The organism is Saccharopolyspora cebuensis (assembly GCF_039542665.1).
Classification (GTDB): Bacteria; Actinomycetota; Actinomycetes; order Mycobacteriales; family Pseudonocardiaceae; genus Saccharopolyspora; species Saccharopolyspora cebuensis.
The window spans coordinates 75,942-88,472 of sequence record NZ_BAABII010000007.1; the positions used below are offsets into that span (position 1 = coordinate 75,942).

The window sequence follows — 12,531 nt, forward strand, 5'->3', positions numbered from 1 at the left end:
CGCGGGCATGACGGGCGCCATCGCCCCGCCGGAGCCGGCCGCGCCGCCTCCGCTCCGCCCGGGTCGTCCACTGTGGGCGGTGGGCGTTCGCGGGGAATTCATCCGCGTTCATCGCGATTTTGCGTGGAACTTCGCAATTCGTGAGATCGTCGGAGTGCGAATGGCGCTTTCCCGCCAGCGCGGGGGATTCGACGGCGTGACTCGTTACGTTCGGATGTGACCGCATCGGGAATCCACAGCGGAGTGTCATTTCCGGTGTTCGCTCGACGCCGGCCTTCCGGCCGGGGGAAGTGCGGCGAACATGGAGCAGATCTTCGCGGCCTTCGACGGCCTCGTCCCGGCCATCGTGGTCCCGCTGGTGGCGGCCCTGCTGGTCGGGGCGTTCTCGCAGGTGGTGCGGCGCTGGTCCGGGTCGGTGGCCGCGGCCCGGGAGGCGGTGCTGGACGCGCTCCTGTGCTTTTCCGCCCTCGCTGTCGGATTTCTCGTGTTCACCCCGCAACGTCCGTCCGCGGAACGTTTCCGGCCGGAGATCGGTACCGACTTCTCGGTGGCGTTGGCGGCGCCGCCGGGTGATTCCCTGCCGTGGTTGCAATTGGCGGGCAACCTCGTGCTGCTGATGCCGTTGGGAATGCTCGTCCCGATGCGGCTGGGCTGGCCGGACCGCGCCGCCTCGGTCGCCTTCGGCGGACTGGTCGCGGCGTGCGGCATCGAGCTCGTGCAATTTCTCGCGGTGAGCGGGCGGGTGGCCTCGGTGGACGACGTGGTGCTCAACACCGCGGGCGCCGCGCTCGGCGGTCTCCTGGTCCGCCCGCCCTGGCGGGTGCCCGCGGTCGCCGCCCACGGGGCGTCCCGGCGCGGCGACCGGCACACCGCGTGGGCGGTGATCGAGCGGGTGGAGCGGGAGCGGGCCGCCGCCGCGCACCGCCCCTGAGCGTGGCCGCTCAGCCCTGGAGCTTCTGGTTGCGCTCGCTGAACGACCTCCCGAGCGCGGCGGCCTCCTGCTCCATCCGCGGGACGAGCCGCCGGGTCGTCGGCAGCATCAGCCGCTCCACCAGCCGCGAGGCGGGCAGGTTGCGCAGCCAGTGCATCAGGACGATCGGCTTGGGCACGTAGACCCGGCGCGATCGCCGTTCGACGGCGTCGGCGAAGGCGGTGGCGCACTCGCCGACGCTGGTGGTGGCCCGCATCGGCCACGGCAGCCGCCCGCGCATCGCGGCGAAGCTGCCCAGGTCGGCCTCGACGTCGCGGACCATGTCCGTGTCGATCCACGACGGGTGCGCGCTGCCGACCGCGACGCCGAGGTGCATCACCTCCGAGTGCAGCGCGCTGGCCAGCGCCTCGGCCCCCGCCTTGCTCGCGGTGTAGGCGGCCATGCCGCCGATCGGGGCGAACGCCGACAGCGACGACACCACCAGGACGTAGCCCCGGCGCTCGATCAGGTGCGGCAGCGCGGCGCGCGCGGTGTGGAAGACGCCGTTGACGTTGACGTCGACGGTCTTGACGAAGGCGCGCGGATCGGTGTTGCGCACGGTGCCCAGCGGCGCCACCCCCGCGTTGGCGATGAGCACGTCGAGCCGCCCGAAGTGCTCGACGGCGCGGTCCACCGCGGCCTGGATCGACTCGGGGTCGGTGACGTCGGCCTCGGCCCAGAAGTGCTCGTCACCGAGTTCGGCGGCCACCGCCGCCAGGTCGGCCGGTTCGAGGCCGACGAGGGCGAGCTTGGCGCCGCGCCGGGCCAGCACCCGGGCGGTCTGCGCGCCGATCCCGCGCGCGGCTCCGGTGATCAGGACGACCTTGCCTGCCAGCTTCGGCATGAGCACTCCCTCGGCAGTTCCTACTCGGCGGTAGGCTACTGATAGTAGGTTGTGCCGGGTCGTTGCGGAAGAGTTCCCGGAACGATCTCCGCGGAGAACCGGGATGGGTGATGATCAGGAACATGAGCGGTTGGGCTGGCGGCAGCGGTATCGACCTGGACACCCCGAACGTCGCCCGGGTCTACGACTACTACCTGGGCGGGGCGCACAACTTCCAGGTCGACCGGCGGTTCGCGGAGAAGGCCATCGCGATGTTCCCGGCGACCCGGGAGCTGGCCCGGCGCAACCGGGCCTTCCTGCAACGCGCCGTGCGGGAGCTGGCCGGGCTCGGCTGCGAGCAGTTCCTCGACCTCGGCTCCGGCATCCCCACCGCGGGCCACGTGCACGAGATCGCCCGCCGCACCGCGCCGCGCGCCCGCGTCGCCTACGTGGACAACGAGCCGGTCGCGGTGGAGCACTCCCGGATGCTGGTCGGCGACGTCGACGGGGTCGTCGCGGTGCGCGCCGACTTCACCCGCCCGGACGAGGTGCTCGGCCACCCCGAGGTGCGCTCGGTGCTGGACTTCGACGAGCCGATCGCCGTGCTGTTCTGCGCCGCCCTGCACCTCGTCCCCGACGAGGACGACCCGTACGGGCTGGTCGCGCGCTACCGGGACGCCACCGCGCCCGGTTCCTACCTGGCCGTTTCGCACGGCACCCTGGACAACCGGCCGGACATCGCCGCGCTGGTGCGGCACTACGCGCGCGGGGTGTCCAACCGGTTCATCGTCCGCGACCGGGCGGAGTGCGCCCGCTTTTTCGCCGGGTACGACCTCCTCGACCCCGGCGTGGTCTTCACCGCGCAGTGGCGCCCGGACGAGGACCCCTCCGAGAACGAGGACGAGGAAGCGGAACGCTCCGGAGTCTACGCAGGAGTGGGCCGCAAACCCTGACCACAACCACAACCCCGCAGCGCAAGCACCGCACCAAAACGCAAAGGCGAAGCGCCAAGCACACGCGCCACCAGCGACCACCGTCAGGCAAGCGGCGGAAGCCGCTTCCGGGCAACGCACGCGCCAAGCGGAACCACCGTCAGGCAAGCGGCGATAGCCGCTTCCGCAGTACCCCACCTTCGCAGCTTGCACCGCCGCGGGTTCTCAGCGGCCTTCTCGCGAGGACGCCCTGATGCCGTGTATGGGCATACATCAAGAAGGGCGCCCGGAGCGAGAAGGCCGCTGAGGTTCCGCTACCCGCACCGCCACGCAGCGCGGACACAAAAACTCAAGGCAAAGCGTTGAGGTCTGCGATTGTTCCTTGCTGCTGGCCCACCAGCTCCTGCGCCAGAGTGCGCATCTGGTCGGAGGTGCCTTCGTCGAGCTCGGCCTGCGCGAGCTGGAAGGAGTTCGTCTGCAGGGTCAGCATCGCCTGCTTCCACTGCTGGTCGAAGGCGGCGCCGGTGGTGGTCTGGAGCTGCTGGACCTGCTGCTCCGGCAGCACGCCCTCGGTGCCGGCGGGCGGCGTGCCCTCTTCCTCGGGGGCGCTGCCGGACTGCTGGCTGGCGACCGTGGTGAGCCAGGCGTTGAGCGCGGAGACGCGGGATCCCGCGGCCTGGTGGATCCGGCCCGCGACCTGCTTGAGCTCCGCGCTCTGGGCGTTCCGCTCGGCCAGCAGCGACAGCTCGACCATCTGCTGCTGGACGTTGCGGAGGTCCTGGGCGAACTCGCGGTCGGTCGCGGTGAACTCCTCCGGCGACTCGACCGGGACCGGGAGCTGCTGGGCCGCCGACGGCGGCGGGGTCCCGGGGGCCGGGGGCATCTCGCTGTCAACCTCGTTCGGTGAGCAGCCCGCGAGTGCGAGACCGCCTGCCAGCACCGCGCCGATGATCGTGCTCCTCCGCACGCGCTTCCCCTCCACTGGTGGTCGTCGTCCCAGAGCGGTCCCGGGATCGGCTGATCGCAGAACTGCCGGACCTCTTGCCCAGTAGGCTAACCGCCCGGCCGCCGGAACCTGCGAGCGACATCGGACAGGTCCGGGCGAACCACGCGGCGGAAGTACGCCCGCCGCACGCCCTGTCGCGTTGATCTCACCCCTGGTGACCTCGCCGCCGGTGATGAATAGGGTGGCTACGGCCCGCCGGAAGGTCGGTCGCGAGGTCGGTCTAGTATCCGCAGACGGCACGCAACGCGGCCGGTCGGCTCTGCAGCTCCGCTGCGGACCGCCGGCCGGGCGGGCATCCGGTCCACCCGGGCCGGACGGGTTCGCTGGCCGGACCCGGCAGGCATTCTCGAAGGATCAGTGCAGGAGGCACCGTGACGGCCGTCGCGCCACAGCCGATCGCCACGCGCCCCTATCCGGTGCGCAAAACGGTCAAGGGATCTTTCCTGGCGCGGATGCTCCGCACCACGGATCACAAGCAAATCGGCATCCTCTACCTCGTCACGTCGATGGCCTTCTTCCTGGTCGGCGGCTTGATGGCGATGCTGATCCGGGGCGAGCTGGCCGTGCCCGGGATGCAGTTCCTGTCCCAGGAGCAGTACAACCAGCTCTTCACGATGCACGGCACGATCATGCTGCTGCTGTACGCGACGCCGATCCTGTTCGGCTTCGCGAACTACATCCTGCCGCTGCAGATCGGGTCGCCGGACGTCGCGTTCCCGCGGCTCAACGCCTTCTCGTACTGGCTGTACCTGTTCGGCGGCCTGATGGTGGTCAGCGGGTTCCTGCTGCCCGGTGGTGCCGCCGACTTCGGCTGGTTCGCCTACACCCCGCTGTCCGATGCGCTGCACTCGCCCGGCCACGGCGCCGACATGTGGATCAGCGGCCTGGTGGTCTCCGGTCTCGGCACCATCCTCGGCGGCGTCAACATGCTGACCACCGTGGTCTGCCTGCGCGCTCCCGGCATGACGATGTTCCGGATGCCGATCTTCACCTGGAACATCCTGGTCACCAGCGTCCTGGTGCTGATGGCGTTCCCGATCCTGACCGCCGCGCTGCTCGGCCTGCTGGCCGACCGCCACCTCGGCGCCCACGTCTTCGACCCGGCCAACGGCGGCGTGATCCTCTGGCAGCACCTGTTCTGGTTCTTCGGCCACCCCGAGGTCTACATCGTGGCGCTGCCGTTCTTCGGCATCGTCTCGGAGATCTTCCCGGTGTTCAGCCGCAAGCCGCTGTTCGGCTACACCGGTCTGGTCTACGCGACGCTGGGCATCGCGGCCCTGTCCGTGGTCGTCTGGGCGCACCACATGTACGCGACCGGCGCGGTGCTGCTGCCGTTCTTCGCGTTCACCACGTTCCTCATCGCGATCCCGACCGGTGTGAAGTTCTTCAACTGGATCGGCACCATGTGGAAGGGCCAGTTGACCTTCGAGACGCCGATGATCTTCAGCATCGGCTTCCTGGTCACCTTCCTCTTCGGCGGTCTGACCGGCGTGCTGCTGGCGATGCCGCCGGTGGACTTCCACGTGTCGGACACCTACTTCGTGGTGGCGCACTTCCACTACGTGCTCTACGGCACGATCGTGTTCGCGACCTTCGCCGGGATCTACTTCTGGTTCCCGAAGATGACCGGCCGGATGATGGACGAGCGGCTCGGCAAGCTGCACTTCTGGCTGACCTTCTTCGGCTTCCACGCCACGTTCCTGGTGCAGCACTGGCTGGGCAACGAGGGGATGCCGCGGCGCTACGCCGACTACCTGGAGTCCGACGGGTTCACCCTGCTGAACACGATCTCCACGGCGGGTGCGTTCCTGCTCGGCGCGTCGATGCTGCCGTTCCTCTACAACGTGTTCAAGAGCTACCGCTACGGCGAGGTCGTGTCGGTGGACGACCCGTGGGGCTACGGCAACTCGCTGGAGTGGGCGACCTCGTGCCCGCCGCCGCGGCACAACTTCACCGAGCTGCCCCGGATCCGCTCCGAGCGCCCGGCGTTCGAGCTGCACTACCCGCACGTCTCCGAGCAGATGCGGCTGGAGGGGCACCTGTCCTTCACCGGCAAGGCCCTCGCCCACAAGCACGCCGCGCCCGTCGAGGGCAAGGGGGAATCCGAACCGGAGAAGTGACCTGCGTTCTAGTTCGACCCGGCACGGCTGTGCCAGGGTGTGACTAGCTCGACGAGCCCCGGCGGGCATCCCTCGCCGGGGCTCGTGGTCATTCGCGGCCAGAAAGGACCAAGCCTGTCGTGAGCACGCCGAACGCGACCACCGTGCTGATCACCGTCACCGGCGAGGACAAGCCGGGCGTCACCTCCGTGCTGTTCGCCGCCCTCACCCGGCACGGCGTGGACATCGTCGACGTCGAACAGGTGGTGATCCGCCACCGGCTGGTGCTCGGCGTGCTCGTCGCCACCGACCGCGACCCGGAGCACCTCCAGGAGGCGGTGGAGCAGGCGATGGCCACCGTCGGGATGGCGGTGGAGGTCGAGATCGGCGCCGAGGACGCCAGCGCCGAGCTGGCCTCCACGCACGTCGTCGTGGTGCTCGGCCAGCCGGTCACCGCGCGCGCCTTCGGGGTCATCTCGCGCCGCCTCGCCGAGATCGACGTGAACATCGACTCCATCCGCCGGGTCGCCGACTACCCCGTCACGGGCCTGGAGCTGGAGGTCAGCGCCGCCGAGGTCGGCGACGAGACCGACGCCCGGCTCACCACCGCGATGGCCGACGTCACCGCCGAGGCGGGCGTCGACGTCGCGGTGGAGCGCGCCGGGCTGTTCCGCCGCGCCAAGCGGCTGGTCGTCTTCGACGTCGACTCCACGCTCATCCAGGGCGAGGTGATCGAGATGCTCGCGGCCCGGGCGGGTTGCGAGGACCAGGTCCGGGAGGTCACCGAGCGCGCCATGCGCGGCGAGCTCGACTTCGCCGAGTCGCTGCGGCAGCGGTGCGAGGTGCTGGCCGGGCTGCCCGCCACCGTCCTCGACGAGGTCGCCGCCGAGCTCGAACTCACCCCCGGCGCCCGCACCACCATCCGCACCCTGCGCCGGCTCGGCTTCCACACCGGGGTCGTCTCCGGCGGCTTCACCCAGATCATCGACCGGCTGGTGGACGACCTGGGGTTGGACTTCAGCGCCGCCAACGAGCTGGAGGTCGTCGACGGCAAGCTCACCGGCCGGGTGCTCGGGGAGATCGTCGACCGGCCCGGCAAGGCCAAGGCGCTGCAGCGGTTCGCCGAGTCCTTCGGGGTGCCGCGCGCCCAGTGCGTCGCGGTGGGCGACGGCGCCAACGACATCGACATGCTCGCCGCCGCCGGGCTCGGCGTGGCCTTCAACGCCAAGCCGGCGCTGCGCGAGGTCGCCGACACCGCGCTGTCGTACCCGTTCCTGGACACGGTGCTGTTCGTGCTCGGCGTCACCCGCGCCGAGATCGAGGCCGCCGACGCCGAGGACGGCGTGCTGCGGCGGGTACCGCTGGAGGACTGAGCCGGGGGCGGGGCGACAATGAGCACCGTGCTCGACGTCGCCTCCGTCCTCGACCCCCTGATCGCGCGCTACACGTCCTGGCTCGCGATGCCCGGCGCGGCCACCGCCGACGTGTCCGACGAGGACCCGGACCAGGTGGTGCTCATGCCGATGGTGCTGCGGATCGAACGCCGCGACCCGCCGGCGCGCACCGCGCTGCTCGAAGCCGCCGCCGCGGCGGCGCTCGCGGTCTGCCTCGACGACCGCTGCGCCCCCGGCGGCGAGTGGCACGAGTCGATGCACCGCTGGATCTCCGGTCGCATCCGGAAGGTGGCCCGCCGGGCGCGGGGCGCGCACTGGGCGGCGGTGCAGGAACTGCCCGGCCGGACCGTCGAGGTCGGCGGCGCCGAGGTCCGGGCGATGTTGCCGATGCGGGTGGCCGAGATGCCCCGCGAGCTGTCCCGGTTGCAGATCTCCGGCAGCGAGCTGGAAGCCGACACCCCCGGTGAACCCCCGGCGGACCGCCCGCTGCTGCTGCTCAGCCCCGACGCCGAGATGAGCGCGGGCAAGACGGCGGCCCAGGCGGGCCACGCGACCATGCTGCTGGCCGCCGCCGTGCACGGCGCGGGTCGGGACGCGGAGCTGGCCCGGTGGCGCGAGGCCGGGTACCCGTGCGCGGTGCGGACGGCGACCGAGCAGGAGTGGGCGCGGCTGTGCCCCGGCGACCCGGAGCGGGCGTGGCGGGAGCGAGGGGTGGTGGCCGTGCGCGACGCGGGGTTCACCGAGGTGGCGCCGGGAACGGTGACGGTGCTCGGCCAGTGGCGCTGAGCCGCGGCTCCGGTCGGCTGCCATCGCGAGTGCGTGCTCCAGCGGAGGCAAGCCCCACCCGTTCGGATGGTGTTCTTCCAGGTGAGGGGCACCCTTGCCCAAGTTACTTGGGCAAGGGTGCCCCTCACCTGCCGAACCAACGGGTGAACGTGGGTGCTCGGCGGGCGGGGGGTGGATCAGTCGTCCGCGGCTCCTCGGGCTGCCAGGGCTTCGCCCAGGTGGTCGGCGTGGCGGAGGGTGCGGACGAGGAAGGGGATCGCGAAGGCCTTCAGCGAGCGTTCGGCGCCCCGGGCCCGCTGGGCTTCGCGGGTCTGGGCGGCGAGGGTGGACAGGGCCGCGACCGCCTGGAGGGTGAGCCCGACGAGCAGCCCGATCCGCTCCGGCCGCACGCCGAGCCGCCGGGTGGGGCCCAGACCCCGTTCGACCGCGCTGACCAGGTCGTCGACCCGGGTGGTGAGGGTGAACAGGTTCGCCGCCGCGAGCGCGGTGAACAGCCGCAGCGCGACGACGGCGGCGGTGTGCGCGCCGAGCATCCACCACTGGAGCAGGAAGACGACGACCAGCAGCGGGACGAGCAGGCGCGCGGCCTGCCAGATCCGCCGCGGCGGCAGCCCCGAGACCGCGTACCCGAGGACGACCAGCCCGGCGGGCACCGCCAGCGCCGCCGGGCTGCCCAGCACGAACGTGGTGATCGCCAGCACCAGCAGCGCGGGGAACTTCAGCCCCGCCGGGAGCCGGTGCAGCGGACCGGTGCCGGGCTCGTAGAGGCCGAGCGGGCTCATCCGATCAGCTCCCGGTAGTGGGCCAGCGCGGGGGCGGGCGCGTCGTCGGCGACCACCTTCCCGCCGTCGAGCACCACCACCCGGTCGAAGCGGTCCAGCAGGTCGAGGTCGTGGGTGACCAGCACGACCTGCTGCGGCAGTCCTTCGAGGACCTCGACGAAGTGCCGCTTGTTGCGCAGGTCCAGCAGCGTGGTGGGTTCGTCGCAGACCAGCACGTCCGGTTCCAGCACCAGCATCGAGCACAGCGCCAGCAACTGCTTCTGGCCGCCGGAGAGCTGGTGCGCCGGGTGCTCGGCGTAGCCGTCGAGGCCGTGCCGGGCGAGCACCTCCGCCGCCCGCCGCTGCCGCTCCCGCTTGGACAGGCCCTGCTTGCGCAGCGAGAACGCCACGTCCTCGCCCGCGGTGGGCATCACGATCTGGCTGTCCGGGTGGGTGAAGACGAACCCGACGCGGCGGCGCACGGTGCGCCCGTCGCGGACCGGGTCGACGCCGTCGACCAGCACCCGGCCGCGGGTCGGGTGCACCAGCCCGTTGACCATCCGGGCCAGGGTCGACTTGCCGGACCCGTTGGCCCCGACGAAGGCCACCCGCTGCTCGGCGAGCCGCAGGTCCACGTGGTCGAGCACCGGGTGCCCGCCGTAGTCGTGCCCGACCGCTTCGAACTCGATCAACCCACTCGCTCCCACATCGCGGCCACGCCCAGCCCACCGCCGGACGACAGCGCCGACATCCCGAGGCGCGGCCCGTCCGACCGCACCATGCGGCTGAACAACCGCACCACCAGCACCGCCCCGGACGCGCCCCACGGGTGGCCCAGCGCGATCGCGCCGCCGTCCGGGCTGACCCGCTCCTCATCGATCCCGGCGGCGTCCAGGCAGGCCAGCGCCTGCCCGGCGAAGGCCTCGGTGAACTCGACGACCTCCGGGGTCCACCGCTCCAGCAGCGCCCGCATCGCGGGCACCGCGCCGAGCCCCAGCCGGTTCGGGTCGACGCCCGAGGTGCGCCAGCCGAGCAACCGCAACCCCGGCACGCCGAGTTCCCGGCGGCGCTGCTCGGTGGTGAGCAGCACCGCGGCGGCGCCGTCGCTGATGCCGCAGGAGTTGGCGGCGGTGGCGGTGCCGGTCGCGGTGAAGGCGGGGCGGAACCGGGCCAGCCGCCGCTCGTCGAACCCGCGCCGGGGGCGCTCGTCGGCGCCGCACCCGGCGACCTCGACGAGTTCGGCGGCGAACCGCCCGGCGTCCTGCGCGGCGACCGCGCGGGCGTGGCTGCGCGCGGCGAACGCGTCCTGCCGCTCGCGGGCGATCCCGGCTTCGGCGGCCACCAGGTCCGCCGCCGGGCCCATGTCCGGGTCGCCGATCTCGGGCGGTGCGAACGGGGCGCGGTCGTAGAAGCGCGGCGGTTCGGTCGCGGAGCGCGGTCGCCACGCCCGCCACGGCGCGGTGGACGGGCTCTCCGCGCCACCGGCCAGCAGGTGCGTCCCACCGCCCGCGTCGAGCAGCGCCGCCGCGGTGGTGATGGCGCTGAGCCCGCTGGCGCACTGGCGGTCCACCGCCATCCCGGGCACCGCGGCGTCCAACCCGGCCCGCAGGGCCGCGCTGCGCGCCGGGTTGCCGCCCGGCCCGAGCACGTTGCCCAGCAGCACGTCGTCGACCGCGTCGATCCCGGCGTCGTCGAGCGCGGCGCGCAGCACCGGAGCCGCCAGCCGGTCCACCGGGACGTCCCGCAGCGCGCCCCCGGCGGTGCCGATCGGGCTGCGGCGGGCCGCGATCACCACCGGGCCCGTCACGCCGGCTCCCAGGCGTCGAGGGTGCCCGCCCGCAACCGCTCGGCGACCAGCGCGCGGGCCGGTTTGCCCGCCGGGGTGCGCGGCAGCGCGGTGGTGAGCAGCCAGCGGCGCGGCCGCTTGCCCGGCGCGAGCTCGCGACGGGCCAGGGCGCGCAGCTCGCCCAGCGCGGGCGGGCGCCCCGGGTCCACCTCGACGAGCGCGGTGACCAGGGCGCCGAAGCGGGGGTGCGGGGTCGGGGCGACGAGCACGTCGGCCACCCCGTCGCCGGTGCGCAGCACCGCCTCGACCTCCTCGGCGGAGACGAGCCGGGCGCCGCTGCTGATGGTCGTGGCGGCGCGGCCGAGCACCTCCAGCGCACCGTCCGGGTGCTGGATCGCCCGGTCGCCGACCGGCATCCACCCGGGACTCGCCTCGACCAGGACGCCGTCCTCCAAGTGGCCGTCGAAGGCCAGCTCGGAGCGGACGTGCAGCTCCCCGGCGCCCGCCACCGGTTCGTCGTCCACCGGTTCCACCGCCACCGGCACCACGGGGCGCAGCGCCCCGCCGCCCCGGCGCAGCGCGATCAGCGACTGCTCCGCCGAGCCGTAGTACTCGATCAGCTCGCAGCCGGGCAACGCCTTGGCCAGCCGGTCGGCCAGCGCCGGGTCGACCCGGGCGCCGCCGCAGATCACCGCGCGCAGCGCGCAGCCGGCGCGCAGCACCGGGTCGCGTTCCAGGACCGCGAGCAGCGCGGCCAGCATCGCGGGCACCAGGTGCACCACCGTCGCGGTCCGGGCCTCCCGCGCGGCGGCCACCGCCGACCAGCGGTCCAGCAGCCGCACCCCGGCACCTGCTCCCGGGGCGCCCGCGCGCAACCCGTGCAGGGCGCCGAACAGGAACAGCGAGGAGCTCAGCGGTCCGGGGACCAGCACCTCGTCGGCGGGTTCCAGCGGGACGTCGAACAGCGCGAAGCTGCGCTGCCAGGACCGCCGCGACCGCTGGAGCACGCGCGGGCGCCCGGTGCTGCCCGAGGTCGTCGGCAGGTAGAACGGCTCGTCGGCGCCGCCGGTGCTGCGGTCCCGCACCGGACCGGTGGGCGTGGCGCTCGCGTCGACCGGGGTGGCCGCCGCATCGGCGAGCACCGCGTCCCGCTCGCGCGGCGTCCAGGACTCCTCGACCAGCAGCGCGGGACAGCCGCGCAGGTCGGCGGCCAGGAACCAGACGAGCCGGGACAGCGCGCCGCCCCCGTCCAGGGCGACCCGGCCGGTGGGCAGCGCGGCGGCGGCGCCGTGCACGAGGGGCAGCAGCTCCGCGGCGGTCAGCGCGGTGCGGCCGTGGGTCACCCGCCCGGTGAGCGGGCCGCCGAGGACGGGCAGCACGCCGGTCATCCCCGCGTCGCGGCGCGGTGGCCGGTCAGCGCGGGCACCGCGCGGTGGACCGCGGCGGCCACCAGCGAGACGGCGACGAGCTTGACCGCGTCACCGGGCACGAACACCAGCGACTGCACCGCCGCGGCACCGAGGTCGCCGATCATCAGACCCCAGTACGGGATGCCGATCAAGTAGTCCGCGAGCACCCCGGCGATGTTGGCGATCAACAGGACGAGCAGCCCCGGGCGGGTGCTGCGCCGGACGATCAGACCGACCACCACGGCGGCGAGCAGCCAGCCGAACAGGAACCCGCCGCTGGGTCCGAGGAACGGTCCGATGCCGCCCCGCCCGCCGGACAGCAGCGGCAGCCCGAGCGCGGCCAGCGCCAGGAACAGCAGCACCGCCGCGCCCGCCCGCCGGGCGCCGAGGATGCTCCCCGCCAGCAGCGGACCCATGTTCTGCAGCACGATCGGCACCGCCGCACCGCCGAGGTAGAAGCCGGGGAAGATGCCCAGCACCGCGATGAACGCGGCGAACACCACGGTGGTGGCCAGCGCGGCGGCGGAGGTGGTGGGACGCGATCCGGACACGATCTCTCCCTGCG

General features: G+C 73.1%; 12 protein-coding genes. 5 read left to right on the forward strand and 7 right to left on the reverse strand.

The genetic code is table 11. The features are described from left to right. Positions 1-301: 301 nt before the first annotated feature. Positions 302-931, forward strand: a complete 630-nt coding sequence (locus ABD976_RS13400; RefSeq protein WP_345362783.1) for a VanZ family protein — start codon at positions 302-304, stop codon at positions 929-931. A gap of 10 nt (positions 932-941) precedes the next feature. Here ABD976_RS13400 and ABD976_RS13405 read toward each other — a convergent pair whose 3' ends face one another. Further along, positions 942-1,814: an SDR family oxidoreductase gene (locus tag ABD976_RS13405; RefSeq protein ID WP_345362786.1), complete on the reverse strand. Its 873-nt coding sequence runs from the start codon at positions 1,812-1,814 to the stop codon at positions 942-944. 122 nt (positions 1,815-1,936) lie between these two features. On the opposite strand from ABD976_RS13405, the gene ABD976_RS13410 reads away from it, so the two are divergent. After that, entirely contained in the window at positions 1,937-2,746 is an 810-nt protein-coding gene (locus ABD976_RS13410) for an SAM-dependent methyltransferase (protein ID WP_345362789.1), read from the forward strand. A gap of 328 nt (positions 2,747-3,074) precedes the next feature. Here ABD976_RS13410 and ABD976_RS13415 read toward each other — a convergent pair whose 3' ends face one another. Beyond that, positions 3,075-3,608 (reverse strand): DUF305 domain-containing protein, encoded by a 534-nt coding sequence (locus ABD976_RS13415; protein WP_345362792.1) that lies wholly within the window; start codon positions 3,606-3,608, stop codon positions 3,075-3,077. Positions 3,609-4,102: 494 nt separating this feature from the next. Between ABD976_RS13415 and ctaD the strand changes: the two genes are divergently transcribed. The 3 genes from ctaD (at position 4,103) to ABD976_RS13430 (ending at position 8,010) form a co-directional block, all read left to right on the forward strand. Then, positions 4,103-5,851, forward strand: a complete 1,749-nt coding sequence (gene ctaD, locus ABD976_RS13420) for an aa3-type cytochrome oxidase subunit I (protein ID WP_345362795.1) — start codon at positions 4,103-4,105, stop codon at positions 5,849-5,851. A gap of 119 nt (positions 5,852-5,970) precedes the next feature. Beyond that, positions 5,971-7,203, forward strand: a complete 1,233-nt coding sequence (gene serB / locus ABD976_RS13425) for a phosphoserine phosphatase SerB (protein ID WP_345362798.1) — start codon at positions 5,971-5,973, stop codon at positions 7,201-7,203. An 18-nt stretch (positions 7,204-7,221) separates the two neighbouring features. Continuing rightward, positions 7,222-8,010: a peptidyl-tRNA hydrolase gene (locus ABD976_RS13430; protein ID WP_345362801.1), complete on the forward strand. Its 789-nt coding sequence runs from the start codon at positions 7,222-7,224 to the stop codon at positions 8,008-8,010. Positions 8,011-8,186: 176 nt separating this feature from the next. On the opposite strand, the gene ABD976_RS13435 is transcribed toward ABD976_RS13430, so the two are convergent. Genes ABD976_RS13435 through ABD976_RS13455 form a run of 5 tightly spaced genes read right to left on the reverse strand, consistent with a single transcriptional unit; the run spans position 8,187 to position 12,517 of the window. Then, a complete protein-coding gene (locus ABD976_RS13435) occupies positions 8,187-8,792 on the reverse strand; it encodes an energy-coupling factor transporter transmembrane component T family protein (RefSeq protein WP_345362804.1) in 606 nt (201 codons plus the stop codon). Next, positions 8,789-9,463 carry an energy-coupling factor ABC transporter ATP-binding protein gene (locus tag ABD976_RS13440; RefSeq protein WP_345362807.1) on the reverse strand — a complete coding sequence of 225 codons (675 nt, stop codon included), beginning with the start codon at positions 9,461-9,463 and terminating at the stop codon, positions 8,789-8,791. The genes ABD976_RS13435 and ABD976_RS13440 overlap by 4 nt, the downstream gene beginning before the upstream one ends. Beyond that, entirely contained in the window at positions 9,460-10,578 is a 1,119-nt protein-coding gene (locus ABD976_RS13445; RefSeq protein WP_345362810.1) for a thiolase family protein, read from the reverse strand. Before ABD976_RS13445 ends, ABD976_RS13440 begins: the two co-directional genes overlap by 4 nt. After that, positions 10,575-11,945, reverse strand: a complete 1,371-nt coding sequence (locus tag ABD976_RS13450; RefSeq protein ID WP_345362813.1) for an AMP-binding protein — start codon at positions 11,943-11,945, stop codon at positions 10,575-10,577. The genes ABD976_RS13445 and ABD976_RS13450 overlap by 4 nt, the downstream gene beginning before the upstream one ends. Continuing rightward, positions 11,942-12,517: a biotin transporter BioY gene (locus ABD976_RS13455; RefSeq protein WP_345362816.1), complete on the reverse strand. Its 576-nt coding sequence runs from the start codon at positions 12,515-12,517 to the stop codon at positions 11,942-11,944. Before ABD976_RS13455 ends, ABD976_RS13450 begins: the two co-directional genes overlap by 4 nt. Between the last annotated feature and the right edge of the window lie 14 nt (positions 12,518-12,531).